Annotated in this window: 22 protein-coding genes; 3 read left to right on the top strand and 19 right to left on the bottom strand. The window is 72.6% G+C overall.

Annotated elements, in window-relative coordinates; all coding sequences use genetic code 11:
- The 5 genes from carB to pyrR all read right to left on the bottom strand — a co-directional run.
- The coding region (carB, locus tag AC0AIB_RS24340; protein WP_465097548.1) for a carbamoyl-phosphate synthase large subunit at positions 1 to 3,387 on the bottom strand (3,387 nt) is incomplete at its 3' end.
- Positions 3,380 to 4,594, bottom strand: a complete 1,215-nt coding sequence (gene carA, locus AC0AIB_RS24335) for a glutamine-hydrolyzing carbamoyl-phosphate synthase small subunit (RefSeq protein ID WP_465097549.1) — start codon at positions 4,592 to 4,594, stop codon at positions 3,380 to 3,382. The genes carB and carA, both read right to left, overlap by 8 nt.
- A 61-nt stretch (positions 4,595 to 4,655) precedes the next feature.
- Positions 4,656 to 5,987, bottom strand: a complete 1,332-nt coding sequence (locus AC0AIB_RS24330) for a dihydroorotase (RefSeq protein WP_465097547.1) — start codon at positions 5,985 to 5,987, stop codon at positions 4,656 to 4,658.
- The gene (locus AC0AIB_RS24325; RefSeq protein WP_328348488.1) at positions 5,984 to 6,970 is read right to left on the bottom strand and encodes an aspartate carbamoyltransferase catalytic subunit; all 987 of its coding nucleotides are present in this window, start codon (positions 6,968 to 6,970) and stop codon (positions 5,984 to 5,986) included. The genes AC0AIB_RS24330 and AC0AIB_RS24325 overlap by 4 nt, the downstream gene beginning before the upstream one ends.
- A 49-nt stretch (positions 6,971 to 7,019) precedes the next feature.
- Positions 7,020 to 7,601, bottom strand: a complete 582-nt coding sequence (pyrR, locus tag AC0AIB_RS24320; RefSeq protein WP_328348489.1) for a bifunctional pyr operon transcriptional regulator/uracil phosphoribosyltransferase PyrR — start codon at positions 7,599 to 7,601, stop codon at positions 7,020 to 7,022.
- Between the two features lie 290 nt (positions 7,602 to 7,891).
- On the opposite strand from pyrR, the gene bldD reads away from it, so the two are divergent.
- Positions 7,892 to 8,380 carry a transcriptional regulator BldD gene (bldD, locus tag AC0AIB_RS24315; protein ID WP_013285505.1) on the top strand — a complete coding sequence of 163 codons (489 nt, stop codon included), beginning with the start codon at positions 7,892 to 7,894 and terminating at the stop codon, positions 8,378 to 8,380.
- Between the two features lie 119 nt (positions 8,381 to 8,499).
- On the opposite strand, the gene nusB is transcribed toward bldD, so the two are convergent.
- From nusB to aroB, 4 genes are all read right to left on the bottom strand, one after another.
- A complete protein-coding gene (nusB, locus tag AC0AIB_RS24310) occupies positions 8,500 to 8,910 on the bottom strand; it encodes a transcription antitermination factor NusB (protein ID WP_208570213.1) in 411 nt (136 codons plus the stop codon).
- Between the two features lie 23 nt (positions 8,911 to 8,933).
- The gene (gene efp / locus AC0AIB_RS24305) at positions 8,934 to 9,491 is read right to left on the bottom strand and encodes an elongation factor P (protein WP_328348490.1); all 558 of its coding nucleotides are present in this window, start codon (positions 9,489 to 9,491) and stop codon (positions 8,934 to 8,936) included.
- A gap of 135 nt (positions 9,492 to 9,626) precedes the next feature.
- Positions 9,627 to 10,079, bottom strand: a complete 453-nt coding sequence (gene aroQ / locus AC0AIB_RS24300) for a type II 3-dehydroquinate dehydratase (RefSeq protein WP_328348491.1) — start codon at positions 10,077 to 10,079, stop codon at positions 9,627 to 9,629.
- Entirely contained in the window at positions 10,076 to 11,152 is a 1,077-nt protein-coding gene (gene aroB, locus AC0AIB_RS24295; protein WP_328348492.1) for a 3-dehydroquinate synthase, read from the bottom strand. Before aroB ends, aroQ begins: the two co-directional genes overlap by 4 nt.
- Before the next feature lie 173 nt (positions 11,153 to 11,325).
- Here aroB and AC0AIB_RS24290 point away from each other — a divergent pair, with 173 nt between their 5' ends.
- The gene (locus tag AC0AIB_RS24290; protein ID WP_465097546.1) at positions 11,326 to 11,847 is read left to right on the top strand and encodes a DUF2243 domain-containing protein; all 522 of its coding nucleotides are present in this window, start codon (positions 11,326 to 11,328) and stop codon (positions 11,845 to 11,847) included.
- Positions 11,844 to 12,635, top strand: coding sequence for a cytochrome c oxidase assembly protein (locus AC0AIB_RS24285; RefSeq protein ID WP_328348494.1), 792 nt, complete (start codon positions 11,844 to 11,846; stop codon positions 12,633 to 12,635). Before AC0AIB_RS24290 ends, AC0AIB_RS24285 begins: the two co-directional genes overlap by 4 nt.
- On the opposite strand, the gene AC0AIB_RS24280 is transcribed toward AC0AIB_RS24285, so the two are convergent.
- The 10 genes from AC0AIB_RS24280 to AC0AIB_RS24235 form a co-directional block, all read right to left on the bottom strand.
- Positions 12,625 to 13,131 carry a shikimate kinase gene (locus AC0AIB_RS24280; RefSeq protein ID WP_328348495.1) on the bottom strand — a complete coding sequence of 169 codons (507 nt, stop codon included), beginning with the start codon at positions 13,129 to 13,131 and terminating at the stop codon, positions 12,625 to 12,627. The two genes, AC0AIB_RS24285 and AC0AIB_RS24280, sit on opposite strands and share 11 nt — an antisense overlap.
- 84 nt (positions 13,132 to 13,215) lie before the next feature.
- Positions 13,216 to 14,394, bottom strand: coding sequence for a chorismate synthase (aroC, locus tag AC0AIB_RS24275; protein WP_465097545.1), 1,179 nt, complete (start codon positions 14,392 to 14,394; stop codon positions 13,216 to 13,218).
- A 99-nt stretch (positions 14,395 to 14,493) separates the two neighbouring features.
- On the bottom strand, positions 14,494 to 15,381 hold the full coding sequence (locus AC0AIB_RS24270; RefSeq protein WP_465097544.1) for a sulfotransferase domain-containing protein: 888 nt from the start codon (positions 15,379 to 15,381) through the stop codon (positions 14,494 to 14,496).
- 39 nt (positions 15,382 to 15,420) lie between these two features.
- Positions 15,421 to 17,022 carry a lipopolysaccharide biosynthesis protein gene (locus tag AC0AIB_RS24265; protein WP_328348498.1) on the bottom strand — a complete coding sequence of 534 codons (1,602 nt, stop codon included), beginning with the start codon at positions 17,020 to 17,022 and terminating at the stop codon, positions 15,421 to 15,423.
- On the bottom strand, positions 17,019 to 18,713 hold the full coding sequence (locus AC0AIB_RS24260; protein ID WP_465097543.1) for an O-antigen ligase family protein: 1,695 nt from the start codon (positions 18,711 to 18,713) through the stop codon (positions 17,019 to 17,021). The genes AC0AIB_RS24265 and AC0AIB_RS24260 overlap by 4 nt, the downstream gene beginning before the upstream one ends.
- Positions 18,714 to 18,720: 7 nt before the next feature.
- Positions 18,721 to 19,653 carry a glycosyltransferase family 2 protein gene (locus AC0AIB_RS24255; RefSeq protein ID WP_328348500.1) on the bottom strand — a complete coding sequence of 311 codons (933 nt, stop codon included), beginning with the start codon at positions 19,651 to 19,653 and terminating at the stop codon, positions 18,721 to 18,723.
- Positions 19,646 to 21,295 carry a Wzz/FepE/Etk N-terminal domain-containing protein gene (locus AC0AIB_RS24250; RefSeq protein ID WP_465097542.1) on the bottom strand — a complete coding sequence of 550 codons (1,650 nt, stop codon included), beginning with the start codon at positions 21,293 to 21,295 and terminating at the stop codon, positions 19,646 to 19,648. The genes AC0AIB_RS24255 and AC0AIB_RS24250 overlap by 8 nt, the downstream gene beginning before the upstream one ends.
- Before the next feature lie 192 nt (positions 21,296 to 21,487).
- Positions 21,488 to 23,407 carry a delta-60 repeat domain-containing protein gene (locus tag AC0AIB_RS24245; protein ID WP_328348502.1) on the bottom strand — a complete coding sequence of 640 codons (1,920 nt, stop codon included), beginning with the start codon at positions 23,405 to 23,407 and terminating at the stop codon, positions 21,488 to 21,490.
- Between the two features lie 220 nt (positions 23,408 to 23,627).
- A complete protein-coding gene (locus AC0AIB_RS24240) occupies positions 23,628 to 24,572 on the bottom strand; it encodes a glycosyltransferase (protein WP_328348503.1) in 945 nt (314 codons plus the stop codon).
- A gap of 91 nt (positions 24,573 to 24,663) precedes the next feature.
- On the bottom strand, positions 24,664 to 25,494 hold the full coding sequence (locus AC0AIB_RS24235; protein WP_328348504.1) for a phosphatase PAP2 family protein: 831 nt from the start codon (positions 25,492 to 25,494) through the stop codon (positions 24,664 to 24,666).
- Between the last annotated feature and the right edge of the window lie 116 nt (positions 25,495 to 25,610).

Here is a 25,610-nt window from a genome sequence, read left to right as displayed (position 1 = left end):
GTGGAGTTCCTGGAGGGGGCGGACGCGCATGTCGCCCCGGATCCGGGCCTCGATGCCCATGACCGCCGCCGCCGCGCCGGGCACGGTGGTGATGCAGGGGATGTCGGCCGTCACGGCGGCGCTACGGATCTCGTAGCCGTCCGAGCGGGCGCTCGCGCCCGAGCCCTGCGGGGTGTTCACCACCAGGGCCACGTCACCGGCGAGGATCATCGACACCGCGTCCGCTCCCTCGCCCGCCTGGTAGTGCTTGCGGATCTGCTCGCAGGCGATGCCGTGCCGACGCAGCACCTCGGCGGTGCCGGTGGTCGCGACGATCTCGAAGCCCAGGTCGGCCAGCCGCTTGATCGGGAAGATCATGCCGCGCTTGTCGCGGTTCGCCACCGAGACGAAGATCTTCCCGGTGGTCGGCAGCGAGCCGTACGCGGCGGACTGGCTCTTCGCGAAGGCGTGCCCGAAGCTGGTGTCGATGCCCATCACCTCACCTGTGGACTTCATCTCCGGGCCGAGCAGCGAGTCGACGCCCTTGCCGGCCGGGGTGCGGAACCGCTTGAACGGCAGCACCGCCTCCTTGACCGCGATCGGGGCGTCCGGCGGCATCACCCCGCCGTCGCCGGTGGCCGGGAGCAGCCCCTCGGCGCGCAGTCCGGCGATGGTCGCGCCGAGGGCGATCCGGGCCGCCGCCTTCGCCAACGGGACGGCGGTGGCCTTGGAGACGAACGGGACCGTCCGGGACGCCCGCGGGTTCGCCTCCAGCACGTAGAGCATGTCGTCCTTGAGGGCGTACTGGACGTTGAGCAGGCCGCGCACCCCCACCCCCCGGGCGATCGCCTCGGTGTAGCGACGCACCTCGGCCAGGTGAGCGCCGGACAGCGTGATCGGCGGCAGCGCGCACGACGAGTCGCCGGAGTGGATGCCGGCCTCCTCGATGTGCTCCATCACGCCGCCCAGGTAGACCTCGCCGTCGGCGTCGCAGAGCGCGTCCACGTCGATCTCGATGGCGTCGTCGAGGAACCGGTCGACAAGCACCGGGTGGTCCGGGGAGATCTCGGTGGCCCGGTCGATGTACCCGCGCAGCGTGTCGTCGTCGTACACGATCTCCATGCCCCGCCCGCCGAGCACGTACGACGGGCGCACCAGCACCGGGTAGCCGATCTCGTCGGCGATCGCCTTCGCCTCGTCGTACGAGGTGGCCATGCCGTGTGCCGGGGCGCGCAGATCGGCCCGGGCCAGCACCGCGCCGAACGCGCCGCGCTCCTCGGCCAGGTGGATCGACTCCGGGGAGGTGCCGACCACCGGCAGTCCGGCGTCCTTCAGCCGCTGCGCCAGCCCCAGCGGGGTCTGCCCGCCGAGCTGCACGATCACCCCGACCACGCCGGGGCCACCGGCTGCCCGCCCGGAGGAGTCCTCGGAGTGCCAGACCTCCAGCACGTCCTCGAACGTCAGCGGCTCGAAGTAGAGCCGGTCGGCGGTGTCGTAGTCGGTGGAGACGGTCTCCGGATTGCAGTTGATCATGACGGTCTCGTAACCGACGGCACCGGCGGCCGGGTCGCCACCGGCAGCCGGGTCGCCACCGGCAGCCGGGTCGAGGGGCGCACTGCGCAGCGCCTGCACGGCGTGCACGCAGGAGTAGTCGAACTCGATGCCCTGGCCGATCCGATTCGGTCCGGAACCCAGGATGAGCACCTTGGGCCGGTCCGACGGGGCGACCTCGGTCTCCTCGTCGTACGTCGAGTAGTGGTACGGGGTGGTGGCCTCGAACTCGGCGGCGCAGGTGTCCACCGTCTTGTAGACCGGGCGGACGTCGAGCCGGTGCCGCAGGGTGCGCACGCCGTCCTCGGCGGCCAGCTCCGGGCGCAGCGCGGCGAGCTGCCGGTCGGACAGCCCGGCCCGCTTGGCCCGGCGCAACAGGTCGGCGTCGAGCACCGGGGCGTCGACGATCTCGGCCCGCAGCTCGACCAGCCCGGCGATCTGGTCCAGGAACCACGGGTCGATCCCACCGGACGCCTCGGCGACCTCGGCCACCGACGCACCCAACCGCAGCGCCCGCTCGACGGTGTAGAGCCGGCCGTCGTGCGGCATCCGCAGCGCGGCGAGAGTGTTCTCCCTGGTGGCGTCCTGCGGATCCGGCTGGGTCCAGAAACCCACCGACTTCGTCTCCATCGAGCGCATCGCCTTGTTGAGCGCCTCGGTGAAGTTGCGCCCGAGACTCATCGCCTCGCCGACCGACTTCATCGTTGTGGTCAGCTCCGGGTCGGCGCCGGGGAACTTCTCGAACGCGAACCGGGGGATCTTCACCACCACGTAGTCCAGGGTCGGCTCGAACGCCGCCGGAGTCTTCAGCGTGATGTCGTTGGGGATCTCGTCGAGGGTGTAGCCGATGGCCAGCTTCGCGGCGATCTTCGCGATCGGGAAGCCGGTCGCCTTCGAGGCCAGGGCCGAGGAGCGCGACACCCGGGGGTTCATCTCGATCACGACGATCCGGCCGTCGACCGGGTTGACCGCGAACTGGATGTTGCAGCCGCCGGTGTCCACCCCGACCTCGCGCAGCACCGCGATGCCCAGGTCGCGCAGGTCCTGGTACTCCCGGTCGGTGAGCGTCATCGCCGGGGCGACGGTGACGCTGTCCCCGGTGTGCACGCCCATCGGGTCGATGTTCTCGATCGAGCAGACCACCACCACGTTGTCGTGCCGGTCGCGCATCAGCTCCAGCTCGTACTCCTTCCAGCCGAGCACGCTCTCCTCGATGAGCACCTCGTGCACCGGGCTGGCGGCCAGACCGGCCCCGGCGATCCGGGTCAGGTCCTCGTCGGTGTGCGCCATGCCGGAGCCCAGGCCGCCCATGGTGAACGACGGCCGGATCACCACCGGCAGACCCAGCTCCGCGACGGTCGCCCGGACCTCGTCCATCGAGTGGCAGACCCGGGACCGGGGCACCAGGCCGGCCGGGTCGGCCAGCCCCAGCCGTACGCCGGCCTTGGCGACGATCTCCTTGAACAGCTGGCGGTCCTCGCCCCGGTTGATCGCCTCGATGTTCGCGCCGATCAGCTCGACGCCGTACTTGTCGAGGACGCCCGCGGCGTGCAGGGCGACCGCGGTGTTCAACGCGGTCTGCCCGCCCAGGGTGGGCAGCAGCGCGTCGGGGCGTTCCTTGGCGATGACCAGCTCGACGAACTCCGGGGTGATCGGCTCGACGTAGGTGGCGTCGGCGAACTCCGGGTCGGTCATGATGGTCGCCGGGTTGGAGTTGACCAGGCTGACCCGGATCCCCTCACTGCGCAGCACCCGGCAGGCCTGGGTGCCGGAGTAGTCGAACTCGCAGGCCTGCCCGATCACGATCGGCCCGGAGCCGATCACCAGAATGTGCTTGAGATCGTTCCGCTTAGGCATTCGTGCGCCCCTCGCTGTGGGTCCGGCCCGAGCCGGGCTGTCCGTCGGGGCCACGGCCCTCGATCAGCTCGGCGAAACGGTCGAAGAGGTAGTCGGCGTCGTGCGGGCCGGCTGCCGCCTCCGGGTGGTACTGGACGGTGAAGGCGGGCACGTCCACGGCCCGCAGCCCCTCGACCACGTTGTCGTTGAGGCAGACGTGCGACACCTGCACGCCACCGAACTCGGTCTCGATGACCTGGTCGGGGACGACCGCGCCGGCCGGCGCGCCCGGCTCACGGCCCGGCCAGGCGACCGCGAAGCCATGGTTGTGGCTGGTCACCTCGACCTTGCCGGTGGCCCGGTCGAGCACCGGCTGGTTGATGCCCCGGTGGCCGTAGCCCAGCTTGTAGGTGCCGAAGCCGAGCGCCCGGCCGAGGATCTGGCTGCCGAAGCAGATGCCGAACAGCGGGATCCGCCGGCTGAGCACCTCCCGGGCCAGCGCCACCGGCCCCTCGGCGGTGGCCGGGTCACCCGGGCCGGGCGAGAAGAAGACCGCGTCCGCGCCGGTGGCCAGCAGGTCGTCGATGGTGGAGCCGGCGGGCAGCACGTGGGTGGTGACCCCCCGGGCGGCCAGCCGGCGCGGCACGTTGCGCTTGATGCCCAGGTCCAGCGCGGCGACTGTGTAGCGGTGGGTGCCCTCCGCCTCGACCACGTACGGCGCGGCGGTGCTCACCTCGGCGGAGAGGTCCGCGCCGACCATCTGCGGGGACTGCCGGACCCGCTCCAGCAGGGCGCGGGGGTCGTCCTCGACGCTGGAGATGCCGACCCGCATGGCGCCGCGTTCGCGCAGGTGCCGGGTGAGCGCCCGGGTGTCCACCCCGGCGATGCCGACCACCCCCTCGACGCCGAGCCGGTCCTCCAGACCACCTGTGGAACGCCAGTTGGAGCTGATCCGGGCCGGGTCGCGGACCACGTACCCGGCGACCCAGATCCGGTCGGACTCGTCGTCCTCGGAGTTCACCCCGGTGTTGCCGATGTGCGGGGCGGTCTGCACCACCACCTGCCGGTGGTAGGACGGGTCGGTCAGGGTCTCCTGGTAGCCGGTCATTCCGGTGTTGAAGACCGCCTCACCGAAGGTCTCCCCGACACTGCCGTACGACTCGCCGTGGAAGGTGCGCCCGTCCTCCAGCACCAGGATCGCGGATCTACGTTTGTTGGTCGCTCGAATCACTTGGCCTGCCCTCCGATCCGGACTGCGGGACTCCGCTTCGCTACGTTCCTCGCTCGAATCACTTGACAGCCTTTCCGTCCAGGACCGTCGGCTCGCCGCGCAGGAAGGTCGCCACGATGCGACCCGGCAGCGTCATGCGGGCGTACGGGGTGTTGCGACTGCGGCTGGCCAGCTCCGCGGGCTCGATCACCCGGCGGGCGGCCGGGTCGACCAGGGTCAGGTTGGCCGGCACCCCGGGTGCCGGGTCGAGGCCGTGGCCGTCGAGGCCGGCGATCCGGGCCGGGGTGCGCGACATCCGGTCGGCGATCAGGTCCCACTGCGGGCCGAGCACGTCGAGCGCGATGGACAGCGCCGTCTCCAGGCCGAGCATGCCCGGCCGGGCGTACGCCCACTCGCACTCCTTGTCCTCCACCGCGTGCGGGGCGTGGTCGGTGGCGACGACGTCGATGACCCCCTCGGCGAGCGCGGCGCGCAACGCGGCCACGTCGACGCCGGTACGCAGCGGCGGGTTGACCTTGAAGACCGGGTCGTAGCTGGCCGTCGGGCTCCAGCCGTCGGCGAGCGCGGGGCTGGCCAACTCGCCCCGCCCGGCCACCACCTCGTCGGTCAGCAGCAGGTGGTGCGGGGTGACCTCGGCGGTGACCCGTACCCCACGGGCCTTGGCCTGACGCAGCACCTCGACGCTGCCGGCGGTGGAGACGTGGCAGACGTGCAGCCGGCTGCCGACGTGCTCGGCGAGCAGCACGTCCCGGGCGATGATCGCCTCCTCGGCGACCGCCGGCCAGCCGGTCAGCCCGAGCCGGGTGGAGACCTCGCCCTCGTGCATCTGCGCGCCCTCGGTGAGCCGGGGCTCCTCGGCGTGCTGGGCGATGATCCCGTCGAACGCCTTGACGTACTCCAGCGCCCGGCGCATCAGCTTCGGGTCGGCCACACAGTGCCCGTCGTCGGAGAAGATCCGCACCCGGGCCGCCGAGTCGGCCATCGCGCCCAGTTCGGCGAGCCGCTCGCCGGCCAGGCCGACGGTGACCGCGCCGATCGGCTGCACGTCGACCAGCCCGGCCTGCCGGCCGAGCCGCCAGACCTGCTCGACCACGCCGGCGGTGTCGGCGACCGGCGAGGTGTTCGCCATCGCGCAGACCGCGGTGTAGCCGCCGAGCGCCGCCGCCCGGGAGCCGGACTCCACGGTCTCGGCGTCCTCCCGGCCGGGCTCGCGCAGGTGGGTGTGCAGGTCGACCAGGCCGGGCAGGGCGACAAGTCCGGTGCCGTCGACGACGGCGGCGTCCGGTGCGGTCAGCCCGGTCCCGGCAGCGGCCACGACGCCGTCGCGGATCAGCAGGTCGGTCGGCGCGCCGCCCACGACGCTCACGTTCTTGATCAGGTACGCGGTCACCGGTTGTTCCCTCCGAGCAGCAGGTAGAGCACGGCCATCCGCACGGAGACCCCGTTGGCGACCTGTTCGACGATGGTGGAGCGGGGTGAGTCGGCGACCTCGGGGGTGATCTCCATCCCCCGGTTCATCGGGCCGGGGTGCATGACGATCGCGTGCTCGGGCAGCCGGCGCATGCGCGGGCCGTCCAGCCCGTAGCGCCTGGCGTACTCGCGGGCCGACGGGAAGTAGGAGTCGTTCATCCGCTCCCGCTGCACCCGCAGCATCATCACCACGTCCACCCCGGGCAGCACGGCGTCGAGGTCGTAACAGACGTCGGTGTCCGGACGGGACACCGCGGCCGGGCCGGCGTCGACCTCCGCGGGCGCGGTCACCGGCGGCGCGCCGCCGGCGCGGGCGGCCCAGTCGACAGGGATCAGCGTCGGCGGGCCGACCAGGGTGACCTTGGCGCCGAGGGTGCTCAGCAACAGGACGTTGGAGCGGGCCACCCGGGAGTGCAGCACGTCGCCGACGATCGCCACGTGCAGGCCGGCGAGCCGACCCAGCCGGGCCCGCATGGTGTACGCGTCGAGCAGCGCCTGGGTGGGGTGCTCGTGGGTGCCGTCGCCGGCGTTGACCACCGACCCGTCCACCCAGTTCGCCAACCGGTGCGGGGCCCCGGAGGCGGGGTGCCGGACGACCACCGCGTCGGCCCCCATCGCCTGGAGGGTCAGCGCGGTGTCCTTCAGGCTCTCGCCCTTGGTGACGCTGGAGCCCTTGGCGGAAAAGTTGATCACGTCGGCGCTGAGCCGCTTGGCGGCGGCCTCGAACGAGATCCGGGTCCGGGTGGAGTCCTCGTAGAAGAGGTTGACCACTGTCCGGCCACGCAGTGCCGGGAGCTTCTTGACCTCCCGGCCGGCGACGGTGGCCATCTCGGCGGCGGTGTCGAGGATCTGGGTGGCGGTGCCGGCGTCCAGGTCGGCACCGGAGAGCAGATGCCTGATCATGACTGGGACCGCCTCTCGTACGCCGCTGCGGGGTGCCGTCGCGGTGCGCTCATCGCGTACTCCCGTAGAGCTTGACCTCGTCGGCGCCGTCGACCTCGGCGAGGGTGACCCGGACGCTCTCGGCGAGCGCGGTCGGGATGTTCTTGCCGACGTAGTCGGCGCGGATCGGCAGCTCCCGGTGGCCCCGGTCGACCAGCACGGCGAGCTGCACCGAGGCGGGCCGGCCGACGTCGTTGAGGGCATCGAGGGCGGCCCGGACGGTACGGCCGGAGAAGAGCACGTCGTCGACGAGGACGACCCGCTTGCCGTCGATGCCGCCCGGCGGCAACTGGGTGGGGCCGACCGCGCGGGTGGCGTGCCGGCGCAGGTCGTCGCGGTAGAGGGTGATGTCGAGCACCCCGACCGGGACGTCGACGTCCTCGAAGGTGCTGATCCGGGCGGCGAGCCGTCGGGCCAGCGGGGCACCACGGGTGGGAATGCCGAGCAGGACGGTCTCGGCGGCGCCCTGGGTCTTCTCCAGGATCTGGTGGGCGATCCGGTCGACGACGCGCTGGACGTCGGCGCTGGCGAGGATCACCTTCACCGAGGGTTGTCGCTCGGGCGACGGATGGGCAGCCGGTGGGCAGGCCACGGCGGACCTCCTTCCCCGCCTCACGGGACGGGTCGTTAAAGGATGTCGGGGGTGTCCGGTCGGGTCGCGGGCGGCCCGACCGGGGGCTGGCGGCCACGTTACCAGCGGTCACCTGGCGGTTCACCGCGACCCACTGATCCCCGGATCAGGACGGTGAAATGGGGACAACTCCCCCGCTATCTCCGATGGGAATGTCACGAGCACTTGACCACGTGTCGCAATCCCCGTACCGTCACGCTCCGTAGCGATCGCTGGGAGAACCCCAAAGCACAGCACCTGGGAGTGTCCGAATGCCCTCTGAATACGCCAAGTCGCTGGGTGCCCGCCTGCGCTCCATCCGCCAGCAGCAGGGTCTGTCCCTGCAGGGGGTGGAGGAGAAGTCGAACGGACGCTGGAAGGCCGTGGTGGTCGGCTCATACGAGCGCGGCGACCGGGCCGTCACCGTGTCCCGCCTGGCGGAGCTGGCCGACTTCTACCGCGTTCCCGTCTCGGAGCTGCTGCCCGACGGCAGCGGTGTGCGGCACGAGCCCACCAGCAAGATCGTCCTGGACCTGGAGCGACTCTACGACGAGGCCTCCGAGGACCTCGCCTACGTCGCCCGGTACGCCCGGGCGATCCAGCAACAGCGCGGCGACTACAACGGTCGGGTGCTCTCCATCCGCGCCGACGACCTGCGCGCCCTGGCGATCGTCTACGACGCCTCGCCGTCCGGGCTGATCGAGCGGCTCACCGAGCACGGTGTGCTGGTGGCCGACCCGCGGGCGTTCTTCGCCTCCTGATCCGCGGTCGCCGACGAGAGTGGCCCGTGCCGGACGGCACGGGCCACTCTCGTCACACGTCCCCACCCGACAGACGTACCGCCCGACCCCGGGCCCGGCGGCACCCGCCCGGCCCGGGGTCAGCGGGTGGCGTACTCGGCGATCCGGCCGAGGATGCCGTTGAGGAAGCGCGGCGAGTCGTCGGTCGACATCTGCCGGGCCAGTTCCACCGCCTCGCTGATCGCCACCGCGTCGTCGATCTCGTCGACGTAGAGCAGCTCGTAGACGGCGATGCGGGCCAGGTTGCGGTCGACCGCCGGCATCCGGTCCAGGGTCCAGCCCTCGGCGTAGCTGGCGATCACCTCGTCGATCCGGTCGAGGTGCGCGGCGACCCCCTCGACCAGACCGACCGCGTAGTCCAGGTGCTCGGGACGCGGTTTCTCGATCCGCTCGACGTAGCCGGCGAGCACCTCGACCGGGGGCCGGTCCCGCAGGTCGGCCTCGAAGAGCACGTCCAGCGCCCGCTTGCGCGCCTTGCGGCGCGCCGGCATCTGCTGCTTGGCACCCTCGGCCATCAGGCTCGGCCGAGGTAACGGCCGTCGCGGGTGTCGACCTTGATCTTCTCGTCGGTGGTGATGAAGAGCGGCACCTGCACGGTCGCGCCGGTCTCGACGGTGGCCGGCTTGTTGCCGCCGGTCGACCGGTCGCCCTGCAGACCCGGCTCGGTGTAGGTGACCTGGAGCACCACACTGGTCGGCAGCTCGATGTAGAGCGGCACGTCCTCGTGGGTGGCGACGGTCACCTCGGCCTCGGGGAGGAGGTAGTTGGCGGCCTCGCCGACGGTGCCGCCGGGGACGGTGATCTGGTCGAACGTCTCCAGATCCATGAAGACGAAGTCCTCACCGTCGGCGTAGAGGTATTGCATGGTGCGCTTGTCGACGGTGGCGGTCTCGACCTTGGTGCCCGCGTTGAAGGTCTTGTCGACGACCTTGCCGGACAGCACGTTCTTCAGCGTCGTGCGGACGAACGCCCCGCCCTTACCGGGCTTGACGTGCTGGAACTCGACGACGGCCCAGAGCTCCCCGTCGAGGTTGAGTACCAGGCCGTTCTTGAGGTCGTTGGTGGATGCCATTTCCTGCCTTGATCATCAATTGGCGGACAGACGTGCCGAGTCTACTAGCTGCGCCTAATCGGCGGCGGGGTCGACGGCCGGGGCCCGATCCGGACCACCAACCGCGCCGACCATCACGCTCAGTGACGAGGAGGGTCAGCCGGTCAGCCGGGTGGCGAGGTACCGCAGGGCAAGCCGGTAGCCGTCCACGCCAAGACCACAGATCACCCCGGTGGCCACCGCCGACACCACCGAGTGGTGCCGGAACTCCTCCCTGGCGTGGATGTTGGAGATGTGCACCTCGACCAGCGGCCCCCGCAGCAACGCGCAGGCGTCCCGCACCGCGACCGAGTAGTGCGACCAGGCCGCCGGGTTGAGCACCACCGCCGCCGCCTCGTCCGCCGCGCCGTGCAGCCAGCCGAGCAGCTCGTGCTCCGCGTCGGTCTGCCGGACCACCACGTCCAGCCCCAGTTCGCGGCCCGTCTCCACGCAGAGCGCCACCAGGTCGGCATAGCTGGTCACGCCGTACACGTCGACCTGGCGGGTGCCCAACCGGCCCAGGTTCGGGCCGTTGAGCACGTACACCCGGGGGGTGTCCGGCCCGCTCACCGGCTGACCTCCCGGAAGGCGGCGTGCAGCAGGTCGTCGTCGGGGCCGTCCAGGATCGCCGGGCGGGCCAGGCCGTCGAGCACCACGAACCGCAGTCGGCTGCCCCGCGTCTTCTTGTCCACCCGCATCGCCGCCAGCAGGGCCGGCCAGGCCTCCGCCGGGTAGCTGGTGGGCAGGCCCAACGCGGTCAGCACACGGCGGTGCCGCTCGGCGGTCGCCGGGTCGAGCCGACCGGCCAACCGGGCGAGCTCACCGGCGTAGACGGTGCCGACGGAGACCGCGTGCCCGTGCCGCCAGCGGTACCGCTCGACCTTCTCGATCGCGTGCGCCAGGGTGTGCCCGTAGTTGAGCACCTCCCGGACGCTCGACTCCCGCAGGTCACCGGAGACCACGTCGGCCTTGACCCGGATCGCCCGCTCGATCAGCTCCCGGACCACCGGCCCGGCCGGGTCGACGGCGGCGGCCGGATCCGCCTCGACCAGGTCCAGGATCACCGGGTCGGCGATGAAACCGCACTTGACCACCTCGGCCAGCCCGGCGGCCAGGTCGGCCGGCGGGAGGCTGTCCAGCGTGTCCAGGTCGGCCAGCACCCCGACCGGCGGGTGGAAAGCGCCCACCAGGTTCTTGCCGGCCGCCGTGTTGACCCCGGTCTTGCCGCCGACCGCGGCGTCGACCATGCCGAGCAACGACGTCGCCACCGGCACCCAGGGCACCCCGCGCAACCAGCAGGCCGCGACGAAGCCGGCCAGGTCGGTCACCGCACCGCCGCCCACCCCGACCACCGCATCGGTACGGGTGAAGCCGGCCGCACCGAGCCGGTCCCAGCAGTCGGCGGCCACCTCGAACCGCTTACCCGCCTCGGCGTCGGGCACCTCGATCGCCAGCGGGGTCGCCCCCGCGGCGGCCAGCGTCTCGCCGATCAGGTCGGCCAGCTCCTTGAGCGGCGGCGCGTGCAGCACCGCCACCCGGGACGCCCCGGGCAGCAACGCGGGCAGCTCGGCCAGCAGGCCCCGCCCGACCAGTACGTCGTACGGCTGCTCGCCGCCGACCGGAATCCGGGTCACCTCGTTCATCGCCGGCAGCCTAGTCCAGGGGCGACCCCCGGCACGGCCACTGTCCACCTGCTGGTGTGGCCGGTTCGAGGGCCACGTGACCGGGGGCCGCGTGACCGGACGACGCGGCAGGCGTTTAGCCCGACGGGACCCGGGCACCGGGGACGGGATCGACCCCGAACGTGGAGGCATCCATGGCCAACACCACCATCGACGGCGCGGACATCCGACTGCCCGCCGTCGTCCTCGGCGTCGGCCTCGGCGGGTTCGTCGACGGCATCGTCCTGCACCAGGTGCTCCAGTGGCACCACATGCTCAGCAGCACCGGCAGCGACAACGTCGGTATCCGGGCGTACCCGGTGGACACCGTGCCCGGGTTGCAGATGAACACCCTGTGGGACGGGCTGTTCCACGTGGTGACCTGGGTGGCGGTGCTCACCGGGCTGGCCCTGCTGTACGCCCGGGTGACCCGGTCCCGGGGCCGGTTGTGGCGCTCCGGCCTGCTCTGGGGCTGGGCGCTCGTGGGCTGGGGCCTGTTCAACCTGGTCGAAGGGGTGATCGACCACCACCTGCTCGGCATCCACCACGTGCACGGTGGCCCGCACCAGACCGCCTGGGACGTCGGCTTCCTGCTGCTCGGGGCGGCGCTGGTGGGGCTCGGCTGGGCGGTCCAGCGGCGTGCCACGGCCGTGGACACCTGCGCCGGGTGGCGATGACCGGGTCGCACGGCGGCGGGGTGGCACCGCTGCTGCTCGTACCGATGCTGCTGTTCTGGGGTTATCTGGCCGCTGCCCTGCGCCAGCGTGACCCGGGCCGCGCCGGCTGGAGCCACTGGCGGACGGCCGGCTTCGGCGCCGGCACGGCGTTGCTCGCGGTGGCCGTACTGTTGCCCGCCCACGACCTGGTCGGGCACATGTGGCAGCACCTGCTGGTCGGCATGCTGGCGCCGCTCGGGCTGGTGCTCGGCGCACCCGGCACGCTGGCCCTGCGGACGGTACGGCCCCGGGTCGGCCGGGCGGCCCTGCGGCTGCTGCGCCGTCCCGCCGTGGCGGCGGCCTCCCACCCGGTCACCGGGCTGCTGCTCACCGCCGGGGGCCTCTACCTGCTGCACCTGACCCCGCTGTACCGGGCCACCCTGACCCATCCCGGCCTGCACCCGCTGGTCCTGTTGCACTTCCTGATCAGCGGGTACGTCTTCAGCTGGGCGATCGCCGGGCCCGACCCGGGGCCGCACCGCCCCGGCGTGCCGGTGCGGCTGGTGGTGCTGGGACTGTCCGTCGCCGCCCACGCCACCCTCGCCCAGCTGATGTACGCCGGCCTGGTCGACGCCGACGTCCCACCGGCCCAGCTGCGGGCGGCGGCGACCCTGATGTACTACGTCGGTGACCTGGCCGAGATCCTGCTCGCCCTGGCCCTGCTGGTGACCTGGCGACCCGCGCCCCGCCGGGACCGGCCGGCCCCGGCCCGGTCGGACCGCCGCCGGGTGGGCGCGGTCAGGGCTTGAGCAGGGCGACGATCTCGGCGACGATCTCCTCCGGCGAGCGGCCGTCGGTGACCACCGTCGCCGTCGCCACCTCGGTGTAGAGCGGTCGGCGCTGGTCCATGAGGTACTTGAGGGTGGCGCGTGGATTGACCGACAGCAGCGGCCTGCCGGCACCGAGCCCGACCCGCTTCACCGCGTCGGGGAGCTCCACCGACAGGTGCACCACGGTGTGCCCGACCAGCGCGGCCCGGCTCTCCTCGGCGAGGATCGCGCCGCCACCGAGGGCGAGCACCCCGGCGTGCGACGTCAACGCCGCCAGCACCGCGGCCCGTTCCAGGTCCCGGAAGTGCGCCTCACCCTCGTCGATGAAGATCTCCGGGATCGGCTTACCGGCCAGTTCCTCGATGTCGGTGTCGGTGTCCCGGAACGCCACCCCGAGCAGGGCCGCCAACTCCACGCCGACGGTGCTCTTGCCGGACCCGGGCGCCCCCACCAGCACACAGACGGGCTTCGTCACGGCTGTGGCCTTTCGTTCACGGCACTCACCGGATCGACCTTCCGTTCGCGACTGCGGGGCTCCGCTGCGCTGCACTCCTCGCGCTCACCGGATGATCAGGGCGTCGAGGTAGCCGGCGACGTTGCGGCGGATCTCGGCCACCGAGTCGCCGCCGAACTTCTCGGTGGCGGCCTCGGCGAGCACCAGCGCCACCATCGCCTCGGCGACCACCGCCGCGGCGGGGACGGCGCAGACGTCGGAGCGCTGGTTGATCGCGGTCGCCGGCTCCCCGGTGCTGACGTCGACGGTGGCCAGCGCACGGTTCAGCGACGAGATCGGTTTCATCGCCGCCCGCACCCGTACCGGCTCGCCGGTGGTGATGCCGCCCTCCAGGCCGCCGGCCCGGTCGGTCACCCGACGGACCCCGGTGGCGGTGGGCATGATCTCGTCGTGCGCCTCGGAGCCCCGGGACCGGGCCTGCTGCCAACCGTCCCCGATCTCCACCCCCTTGATCGCCTGGATGGACATCAACGCGCTCGCCAGCCGGGCGTCGAGCTTGCGGTCCCACTGCACGTGGCTGCCCAGGCCCGGCGGTACGCCGTACGCCAGCACCTCGACCACGCCGCCGAGGGTGTCGGCGGCCTTCTTCGCGGCGTCGACCTCGGCGACCATCCGGGCGCTGGCGTCCGGGTCGAGGCAGCGCAACGGGTCCGCGTCGATCCGCTGGGCGTCCTCGGGCGTCGGTCGTAGCCCCGGCTTCGCGGCCACCGAGCCGAGCTCCACCACGTGCGACACGATCTCGATGCCGAGGGCCTGCTTCACCAGGGCCTTCGCCACGGTGCCGACGGCGACCCGGGCGGCGGTCTCCCGGGCGCTGGCCCGCTCCAGGATCGGCCGGGCGTCGGTGTGGCCGTACTTCTGCATGCCGGCCAGGTCGGCGTGGCCGGGCCGGGGACGGGTCAGCGGGGCGTTACGGGCCTGGCTGGCCAGCTCGTCCGGGTCGACCGGGTCGGCGGCCATCACCGTCTGCCACTTCGGCCACTCCGAGTTGCCCACCCGGATCGCGACCGGGCTGCCCAGGGTGACACCGTGCCGCAGGCCCCCGATGACCTCGACCTCGTCCTGCTCGAACGCCATCCGGGCACCCCGGCCGTAGCCGAGCCGACGACGGGCCAGCTCACCGACGATGTCACTGGTGGTCACCGCCACCCCGGCGGGGACCCCCTCCAACATCGCTACCAGAGCCGGACCGTGTGATTCACCTGCAGTCAGCCAACGCAACACAGCGGCCAGTCTGTCACGCCCGGTGCCCGCCCCCACGCCGTGCCCGGTCCGTCCCGCCCTGCGGACGCCGATGCCCACCACACGGCCTGTCGACCCGGCTCAGGACCAGTCGAAACGCATCCCCAACCGCTGCTCCAGCGCCGCGTTGTGCGGGGCGAAGTGCGCGCTCAGCTCGGCCCGCACCGGCGCCGGCATGGCGCTGCTACGCCGGTGGTTGTGCGCCTCGTACGCGGCGAGCCGGTGCGGGGGCAGGCCGAGGAAGTCGAGCACCCGGGCATAGGTCGCGGCCGGTTCGGCGTACAGCGTCTCGCTGGGCAGGATCAGCAGCTGGGAGCGGTCGAAGCGGTCCAGCCACGGCGTCAGGTGCTCCAGGTAGCGGCCCCGGGCCCGGTAGGTGTACCAGTCGTACGCCTCGCTGAAGTACGTCGGGTCGGCGATCAGCTTCTCCCGCTCCCCCGCCGTCCGCTCCTCCTCGCGGGCCAGCGCCTCGGCGAAGTCCAGCGGCTCCTTCCCCTCGGTCCGCCGCTCCTTCCAGTGCGAGTACGCCCGCTCCACCGGATCCCGGAGCAGGAAGATCAACCGCACCTCGGGCAGCAGCTCGGCGACCCGCTGCGGGACGAGCGGGTGGAACATGTACAGCGGCGCGGCCTCGCCGACGCGGGCCGGCCCACCGTGCCGGCGTTCCAGGGCCTGGCGGTGCCGCGCGGTCGGGAAGTGCGAGCGGTACCAGGCCTCGCCCCGGCCCCAGTTCTCCTCGAAGTAGTGCGAGGTCTTGGTGTTCCAGGCCGGGAAGAGCCGGGGCACCAGCGGATGCGCCAGCAGGTAGCGCCAGAGCGAGGTGGTGCCGCCCCGCTTGGTGCCGGTGATCAGGAAGTCCGGCAGCGGCCGGCGGTCGCTGGTGCGTTCGCCGTACCGGACCAGTGAGCTGCGCACCTGGTGGGTGACCTGGTGCGGGACCACACCCTTGAGGCGGTCGCGGATCGTCATCGTCTCCCTCTCGTCACGCCGGTCTCGGCCTGAGCATCGTCACGCCGACTTCGGCCTGAGCATCGTCACGGCGGCCCGCACCGTACGCCGGACCCGCCGGTCCAGCAGCAGCCCGGCGGCGACGACCGCCAGCACCACCAGGGCCAGCGCCAGACCGGCCAGCCCCCGGCCGGCGACCAGCGCGCTGAGCACCGCCACCACCGCCGCGCCGCCACCGGCCCCGACCGCCGCCCAGCCCACCGAGCGGGTGAGCAGCGGCTCGCCGATCGCCACCCGGGCGGCCACCGCGGCCAGCACGTTCTCGGCGACCACCCCGGCCGTCCAGGCGTACGCCGCGCCGAGGGCCCCGTGGTCGGGGACGAGCAGGAAGCCCAGCCCCACGGTGAGCGCCAGCCCGACCACCGTGGCCTGGAGGTGGCGGGCGCTGTTGCCGCTCATCAGCAGCATCGTCTGCACGATGCCCACCCCGGAGTTGACGAGCATCGCCCCGGCGAGCACCGCCAGCGGAGCGGCCCCGGCGGTGAACCCGTCGCCGAAGAGGCCGAGGAAGGCGGGCGCGAAGACCGCCAGGAGCAGGTACGCCGGCCAGGACAGCAGGATGATCACGACGGTGACCCGCCGGTAGACGAGCGCCGCGTCGGCGGTACGCCCCTGCCCGAGCAGCCGGGACAGCTGCGGCGCGACGGCCACCCGCAACCCCTGCATGATCAACAGACCGGCCAGGGCGTACCGGCCGACCGCGCCGAAGACACCGGACTCGTCCGCGCCCGCCAACGCCGAGGTGAGCAGCACCCCGACCCACATGCTGCTGGCGTCGATGGCCGCCGACACCGCCCGGGGCAACGCAAAGCCCCAGAGGGTACGCCAGTCCGCGCCGTCCGGCCGCAGCCGCGCCCCGGCGAGCAGGCCGAGGGGCCGCAGCAACAGCACGGCGGCGGCGACCACGGCCAACGCCACCGGCAGCAGCCAACCGCCGAAGCCGACGGCCACCCCGGCACCGGTGGCGACGGTCGCCAGCAGCAGGACGGGCCGGGCCGACGGCACCAGCACGTACTGGATGCCGACCACGGCGGTCACCGGTCGGACCGCCCGGACGGCGGCGAGCAGCACTGTCAGCGCCACGGTGACCGGCAGCGCCAGGAAGGCCAGCCGCAGCAGCGTCGGCCCCTCCGCCCCCTCGAAGAAGACCGGGGCGAGCCGGTCGGCGGTGAGCGCACCGACCGTCGCCACCAGCCCGGTGAGCCCGAGCACCGGCAGCAGGGCGACCGGCAGCAGTCGGGCGGCGTCGCCATCGGCACCGGGACGACGTCGGGGCAACGCCCAGACCAGGGCGGTGTCCGCACCGGCGCAGCAGATCGCGCCCAGGATGGAGACCACGCCGATGGCGGTGAAGAGCGCGCCGGAGCCGTCGGTGCCGAAGCCACGCACGATGACCACGGTGAGCAGGAAACCCAGCGCGCCGTTGACCGCCGCGCCGACCAGCCCGACAGCGCCGTTGCGGGCGCTGCGCCGTACCTCGCCGGAACCGCCCGCCGTGCCCGGGGCGTCCGCCGCCGGCCCGAACGACGGGTCGGCCGCAACGGTACGGCGGTCGACCTGCCGGGGAATCGCCGCAGTGGTTCCGGGTCCCGGTCGCCTCATGCCCGCTCCCTGCCGTCCTCGGTGCCGGTCTGGTCTTCGGTCCGGGTGGTGACCCGGGCCGGTGGGGCGGCCCCGGAGGGCTGCGCCGGCCGCACCACGGTCGGCGCGTCCACCCCACCGGCCGGACGGGAACCGCCGGACGGCGGACGGGAACCGCCGGACGGAGCCGGGGGCCGGGCCGGAGCCTGGGTCGGCACCGAAGTTGGAGCCGGAGCCGGGGGCACGACCGGAACCGGGGATGCGGGACCAGTGGGGGTGGCTCCGGTGGGCGGAGCGGGAACGCTGGCGGTGGCCCTGCCGGGTCGGGTCGGGACGGTGGCCGATGCCCTGGCCGGTACGGATGCCGTCCCGGTGGCCGAGGCCGCGCCCGTGGCCGGTACGCCGGGGGCCGACGACGCCGCCCGGGGCGGACGTGGCTGGGTGACTCCCGGCGCGAGTGTCACCGCGCGGTTCACCGGCCCGTTGACCGCCGCCAACCCGGCCCCGACCGCGAAGAAGATGACCGACATGTTCGGGTCGATGTAGGCGTACACCGGGATCACCACGAGGGCGATCACCGGGATGGTGCTCAGCCACTGCCCGGCCGGGGAGACCGCCGTGGCCAACCGTTTCGCGATCAGCACCAGCCAGGCCAGGAAGGCGATCAGGGCCGGGATGCCGTGGCTGTAGAGCACCTGCCAGACCATGCCCTGGGTGCCGAGTGGTTCCTCGGCGAGCGTGGTGTCGACACTGTTGGGTGCGCCGTACCCGAGCAGCGGCGAGCGTTCGACCGCCTGGAGGGTACGCACGTAGAGGTCCATCCGGTCGACGTTGGTGTCGGTGCTGCTGACCCGGTTGTCGATCAGCTCCTGCACCGGCACCACCAGGCTGACCACCCAGACCAGCAGCACCAGCCCGCCGATCGAGGCGATGAGCTTGGCGTTGCCCCGGACCAGCGCCCGCAGGCCCAGGTAGGTCAGCCCCGCGCCGAGGCCGAGGAACATGCCCCGGTTGAGGGTCATGAACGCCGGCACCATCGACAGCGGCAACGACACCAGCAACGCCACCCGGAACTTGCCGGTACGCACCGAGGTCAGGTACGCCAGCACGCACGGCACCAGCAGCGCGTACGCCGTACCCCAGTTGTTGGTGTACGGGTAGGGCGCGGCGGTCCGGTAGATCGGGGCCCGCGAGACCGGGTTGAACTCGTTGGCCCGCACGTGGGTCAACGCCTGGATGAACCGCTCCCCCGACATGCTGCCCGGCAGCAGCATCTCCACCGGGGTGGTGAGCTGGAAGCGGGGTGCCAGCACGGCCAACCAGCCCAGGGCGACCACGCCCAGCCAGTACCAACCGAGAGGGCGGAGCACCTGGTCCCAGGGGACGCCGTCGCGGACCAGGTTGTAGACGTAGACGCAGACGATCAGGGCGGTCAGCATGAAGCCGAAACGCAACCCGGAGGTGAAATAGGCGGTGACCCGGTCCAGTCGGGTGAAGCTGAGCAGCACCAGGGCGAGCAGCACCAGCCAGCAGGCGGTGCCGGTGGGCAGCGCCACCCGGCCCCGGGTGACCAGCAGGCCCAGCAGCACCACCCCGAACGCCGACCAGCCGAGGTAGAAGCCGCCGAGCACCCACCAGAGCGGCATCAACCCGAACATCGCCAGCAACGGCCAGGTGGGCAGCGGCGGCGGCCCGGCGGGCGATCCGCCCACCCGCCGGTCAGACACCCCGCCCCCGGCGCTGGGCCAGCCGGAGCACCCGCTCTCCGGAGAGCAGTCCGAGCACCACCGGGACGGTCACCAGCACCCGCTTCTCCCGGGGGTTGAGCCGGACCACCCGGCCGAGTTCCCGCACCGCCTCCCGCCGCCGCCGGCCGGAGGCGAGCGCGAAGGCGATCTGGCCGTGCAGCCGGGCCAGACCGGTCCGGCTAGCTGCCAACTCGGGGTGCTTGTCCAGCAGGTAACGGGTGGCCTCGACGATGGTCGCCCAGCGACCGAAGAAGAACGAGCCACCGTGCCAGTCGACCACCACAAGCACCTCGGGCACGATCACCACCGGGCCGTGCCCGGCGATCCGCAGCAGCCACTCGTAGTCCTCGCCGTAGCCGCCGGGCAGCTCCTCGTCGACCGGACCGATCGCGTCCCAGGTGGAACGCCGGATGAGGATGGTGCTGGAGTGCACCTCCATGATCCGGTCCTCGACGAAGTCGGGCAGGGTGACCTCGGCCCGGTCGAGTTGCCGTTCCTTGGCGATGCCCGGCCCCTCCAACCGGATCCCGCAGCTCGCGGCGGCGGCGTCGGGGCGCTGCGCCAGCAGCTCCACCTGCCGGCGAAGCTTCCCCGGCAGCCAGAAGTCGTCGTCGTCGCAGAACGCGATCAACTCGGCAGCGGCCTCGTCGACGCCTGTGTTACGACCGCCGGGCAGGCCCTGCCGGTGGGTGTTGGGAACGTAGCGCAGGGTCCGGCCGGCCGGGACGTCGACGGCCAGCTCGCGCAGGTCGGTGTGGTCGTAGACCACGACGCACTCCACCGGCCCGGGGTAGTCCTGGTCGAGCACCGCGCGGACGGCCCGTTCCAGCAGGCCGGGCCGGTCCCGGGTGGCGATCACCACGGTCACCGGCGGGTGCTGCGGGGCGGCCGTCGGCTCAGTCACGCTTCTCTCCCGTCACCACGAACCCGACCGGCTCGACCCCCACCGCGCGCAGCCGTTCCACCAGTTGGCTCAGCCTGCCGGTGCGGGTCTTGTCCCGGGCGGCGACCAGCACCGCCCGGCCCTCCCGGGCGGCCCGCACGCCCCGCTCGTCGTGCAGGGCGGGTGGCGCGTCGATCACGGTCACCCCGCCGGCCACCGGCGCGTCCAGCGGGACCAGGCGCACCGCACCGGTGCCGATACACAGCTCCTCGCCGTCGGTGGCGGGGGCCTCCTTCGGCAGGACCCGGGGGATGATCTCGGTCTTGTCCGCCGCCGTGGTGGTGGACCGGTAGACCCCGCCGTTCTTCGCATCCTCGGTGGGGAACGGCCGGGGCTTGCGGACCGGCTGGATGATCATGGTGTCTTCCGGGTTGCCCGCCGGTGCCGGGGCGGCAGCCGCCGGAGCCGGCGTCGGGACGCTGCTGGGCATCGGCCGGGGGCGGGGCACCCGGGGACGGGCCGACTCGACGGCCGGGTGCCGGCGCTGGGCATCGGTGAGCAACGCCCGGATCCGGTCCCGGCTCTCCGGGGCGACACCCAGGCGCACCTGGTGCCCGGCCTGGGCGAGCGCCGCGGCGACCCCGGCGGTGACCTGTTCCCGTCGCTCGTCGTCGGCGCTGGACAGCAGGACCAGCGGCAGCGGCTTCGGCCCGTCCACCCAACGGCCCAGGGCCAGCACCAGGTAGCGCAGGTCGGTGTCGGAGAGCCGGCCGGCGCCGTCGCGTCCGACGGTCCCCAGCAGTGGGGCGCCCACCAGCGCGGACGCCTCGGCGGCGGTACGCACCCGGCGGTCCATGGACTCCCGGACGAAGGCGACCAACCCGCCGACGAGCAGGCCGCCGAGCAGGCCGGCGACCAGGATCAGCGGGGCGGCGTCCCGACTGGACGGGACGGGCGCCCGTGCGGCGCTGGTCACCGAACCGGGGCTGAGATCCGCCGAAGCGATCTTGGACCGCTGTTCGGCGAGGGTGGCGAGCTGGTCGTTGAGCGCCCGCAGCTGGTCCAGCAGGGCGCTGGTGCGCGGCGACGGGCTGGAGGAGCCCTGGTTGGCCGGCAGCGACCGCTGGGTGGTGGTGCGCTGGCTGGTGACCAGGGCGATCGTCTCGTCGTAGGACTTGAGCACGGCGGCGCGCTGGTTCTCGTACATGCCCTTGCGCAGTTCGAGGTACGACTCGGCGGCGCCGTTCGCGCCGTCCACCGCCTCGGCCTCGCCGTGCCCGGCGTAGCTGAACCGCATCACCTGGCCGCCGACAGGCGTCTCCACGGCGAGCGCGTCGGCCACGTCGGTGGTGTCCCGGCCGGTGATCGAGGCGACCTTGTCGATGACGTCGTTGCTGGTGGCGATCCCGCTCTCGGCGGTCATGTTGACCGCCCGGTCGGCGCCGCCGGAGGGCACCGAGAACGGGTCGGTGACCACCGGGCGGACCACCACGGCCGTGGTGGCGGTGTAGGTGGGAGGGAAGACCAGCAGGTAGGCGGCCACCAGCAACAGCACCAACCCGGTGGCGGCGAGCACCGTGCGCCACCGCCGCACCGGGATACGGGCCAACTCGGCCAGGCCGACCGGGCGCTGCCGGGCGGGAGTGACGTCGGTCACATCCATCAGTCAGGTCCTCTTGCGATGCGGGAGTGGGCGGGTCGGCGCGGGCCGGACGACGGCCCCGGTGCGAGCCGCTGATGGTCCCATTGTCGCCGACCGTTCACCTGCGGTCGACAGCCGACCGGTCCCCCTGTGACACGGGTGGTCCGCCGGTGCCTCTGGGGACACCGGCGGACCACCCGTACCGGGTACGGATCAGGAGGTGGCGAAGAACAGCGTCCGGCTCGACCAGTTCACGCCGGCGCCGGCCGGCGCGATCTCGACCGAGGCGGCACCGTCGACGGCGGCCTCGTCGAACGGCACGGCCCGCAGCGAGCCGTTGCTGTTGCCGTAGACGATCTTGCCGTTGACCCAGGCCATCCCCCGCACGTTGCCCCAGTTCAGGCTCACGCTCGGCAGGGTGAACTCGGTGCAGCCCACGATGTAGCCGTCCGGCTCCAGGTAGCGGTAGAACAACTTGTTGGTGCCGGACTTGGTGTAGTACATCCGACCGTTGAGGTAGAACGCCCCACTCATCGTCGAAGGCTTGAACCAGTTGTTGTAGCCGCTGCTGATCCAGGGCGCACCCACCGAGCCGCCCGAGAGGATCGACACGTCCAGGTAGCTGCCGTTGGGCGCGGTCGCGTCGGTCTTCGACCAGTAGAGCTTGTTGCCGATCGTGAACGACGCCCCGGCCGAGGTGAGGTTCGGCTGGCTGCTGCTCACCGGCGTACCCAGCGTGCTGCCGTCGAACGGCACCTTGGTGGCCTGGCCGTCAGCGGTGCCGACGTACAGGAAGCCCGACGCCGCGGTCGGCGCGTTGGTCGCCGCGACGGTACGGCCACCGGCGAGCGGGAACAGCCCCAGCCGGCCGTGGTACTCGTTGCCCAGACCGTCGGAGTCGAAGCCGGCGTACAGGCCGGTGCTGCCCCGCCACAGCTCCCACATGATCGGACCCCAGGTGGTGGTGCCCGCCGGGGCGCCCGAACGGGTCGGGTTCCAGACCAGCGGCAGGCCGTTGATCGGGTCCAGCGCGCCCAGACCGAACCGGTTGATCGCCCCGGAGCCGGCCGAGTCGTTGCCGTTGGCGTTGCTCAGCCAGCGGAAGTGACCACCGACGTAGACCACGTTGTCGGCCACCTCGACGGAGGTGACCGAGTCGGTGCCGGTGTAGTTGACCCAGGTGGCGTCCAGGGCGGAGCCCCGGTCGGCGGTCTCGAACCGGGCGATGGCGTCGCAGTACGCCCCGTCGCCCCGGCCACCGTCGGCGATGATCACGAAGTACGTGCCGTCGTCGGAGAAGTCGACGTCCCGGGCGTAGAACGGGAACGAGTCGCTGTAGCAGGGCGCCACGTAGCGCTGGGTGCTCCAGGCGGCGACCGCCGGGGTGCCGTCCAGCTCGACGACCACCACCTGGTTGCGGGGCTGGCCGTTGACCTCGGTGAAGTTGCCCACCGCGACCAGGGTCTTGCCGTCGGGCGCGACGGCGAGACCCCAGACCAGCTCGCTGCTGGCCCGGGCGACGCTGGCGTCGATCTGGAAGGTCGGGTCGATCGCGCCGGTGGTCGCGTCGAGCCGGGCGAGCAGCGAGTGCTGGGTGCCGTTGACCCAGTGGAACGCGCCGGCGATGTAGAGCTTGTTGCCGACCACCACGGTCCGCCGGACCAGGCCGCCGTCGCTGCGGCCGACCCAGCCGGTGACCGTCGCGCCGGTGGCCGGGTCCAGCTCGACGAGGTTCTTGCGGCTGACCCCGTTCACGTTCATGAAGGAGCCACCGACGATGAGCTTGCCGTCGGGGCTCGCCGCGAGGGCGTGCACCGCGCCGTCCAGCGTCGGGGTGAAGTCGGCCTTCAGCGCGCCGCTGGCCCGGTCGTACGCGAACAGGTAGTTGCGGGTGGTCCAGCTCGCGGCACCGGCGGCCTTGATCGAGGTGAACGAGCCCCCGACGTAGACGGTGTTGCCGATCTCGGCGAACGCCTTGGTGTCACCGTTCTGCGCGTGCGGGATGTTGTCCGCCGGGTCCGCCGAGGTGAGGGTGCTGGTGACCGGCGTGAGGTTGGCCGCCCGGGCCGGGGCGGCCAACAGGCCGACCGTGAGCACCGGTACGGCGAGTGCGGCGAACCACCGCCGCCACACCGGTCGGAACGTTCTGTGAAGCACTGGCGCCCCCAAAGATGAAGTGAGATCATGCGTAGCTTGCTCTGCCCGGACATTTCCCACCATCAACCGACCGGTCCGCTCGACCACCGGCTCGGTCCGGTCCTGCCGTACGGGTCGTGTCCGGACGACCCGCGGCGGACGAGAATCACGCGTCGACCGGGGGAACCCGCCACCGGGCTACCGGTCCCGGTCGGCCTCATGCCTGCTCCGCCCACCGGAACGGCGGGACCGCCCCGGTGCTGAGCACCGTCCAGGATGCCGCCAGGGCCAGGTCGTCCGTGGTGACGGCGTCGGCCTCCCGGGCCAGCACCAGGCCCTGCCTGTCGAGTTCCCTGGCCATCTCGACCTGGTGGTCGTCGACGTGTTCGCCGTGCCGGGCCCGGCGCGGCACGTAGACGGCCCGCTGCCCGGCCCGCATCGCGGCCAGCGCGGAACCCACCCCGGCGTGGGTGACGATCACGTCGGCCTCCCGCATGGCCTGCTGCATCTCCCCGTGCGGCACCTGCCGGCGGGCCCCGGCCGGCATCCGCGGAATCACCGTCGACCCGACCTGCCAGAGCACCTCCGCCTCGGGGGGCACCACGTCGACAAGTCGTTGCAGCAGGCGCGGAAAGCCGAAGCGGTCCTGGGTGCCGAGGGTCACCACGACCCGGGAGACCGGGCGTGGGGCGGTGGGCGCGGGCAGGTAACCGTCGAAGATGGAGCCACCGTAGCGCCATCGGCCGTCCGCCCAACCCGGGTACTGGGTGTAGAGCCGGGTCCGGGGCACCCGGGCGACCAACCGGCCGGTAAGCGACGGCCCCTCGGTCCGGGTGGCGCTCTCGATGTAGCGGCAGTCCAGGCCGTGCCGGGCGGCGGGCAGGAAGAACGACATGGCAACACTGGCGCCGGTGCTGATCACCCGCCGGAACCGTCCGCCGCAGAGCACCCGGCGGGCGGCCAGCAGGTCGCGCAGCGCGCCCACCGGGTCCCGGGTGGCCGCCGGCGGCACGTGGATGACCTCGTGGCCGTCGAGCAGCGAGCGACTCTGCGGGGAGTCGAACGTCGCCCAGACGCAGTCGTCCTGCACCCCGAGCCGGGGCAGCAGGTCGTGCAGCTCGGCGAGGTGCCCACCGGTGGAGGCGACGAGGAGGGTGGTCACGTCGGTGGCCCAACTTCCTTTCGAGGAGCAGCGGGGGCCGGGTCCGGACCGGCGCGGGGACGGGTCGCGCCGACCGGACGGGGTTATGGGGTCAGGTGCCGGTCAGCACCCGGTCGTCGGGGGCGGCGACCGGGTCGGCCGGTGACCGGACCCGACCGTCGGCGACCATGACGGCGAGCACCATCACGCCGGTCAGCAGGGTGCCGAAGAACCAGCCGCCGAAGACGTCGGTGAGCCAGTGCTTCTCGGCGTAGACGCGGGTGTAACCCTCGACCGAGACCAGCACCGCCAGCGCGGTCACCAGGCCGATCAGCACCCGGCGCGGGATCCGCCAGGTCAGCGCGGCCAGCACCAGGATGGTGCCGAAGGTCATCAGCACCCGGGCGCAGCCGCCGGAGGGGTAGGTGCCCAGGTCGGTCGGCGGGTGACCACGGTCGACCACCTTCGCGAGGATCGCCTGGGTGTACTGCTCGACGACGAACTGCAGCGGCATCGCCACCAGCGGGATCCACACGCGGCGGCGACGCCAGGCGATGGCGAAGAAGATCGCGGCCAGCACGGTCACCCACTTGAGCGGGTAGCGGTCGCCGATCGCGGTGATGAAGGAGTTGACGTCCGCCCAGGTGTCGACCCGGCGGGCGTGCACGTAGTCGAAGACCGGTCGGTCGACGTGGGGTTCGAGCCGGGCGATCGCCTCGCCGAGCGGCCAGCAGACGGCGACGATCGCCGCCGAGCCGGCCAGCAGGACCACCACTGCCGCGCCGACCCGGCCGAACGCGGCGGTCAGCCCGGCGAGGGCGACCCGCACCCGTTGCGCCGTCCGACCGGTGTCGACGGCTGACGCCCACCGGGCCGCCAGCAGCGGAACGGTCACCAGGGGCACCAGCACGGACAGCACGGCGAGTGCGTAGACGAGGGTCACCGTCGGTCACCGCCGCCCGGTTCTTCGGTGACCAGGGCGCAGCCCACCCCGGGAGTGGTGACGCGTGACGATCCCATCGTGCTCCCTGATTGTGCCGGCCGGTCGGCCGGACCTCC

This window comes from Micromonospora sp. DSM 43699 (assembly GCF_055517075.1).
This window is presented reverse-complemented; position numbering and strand designations above follow the sequence as displayed.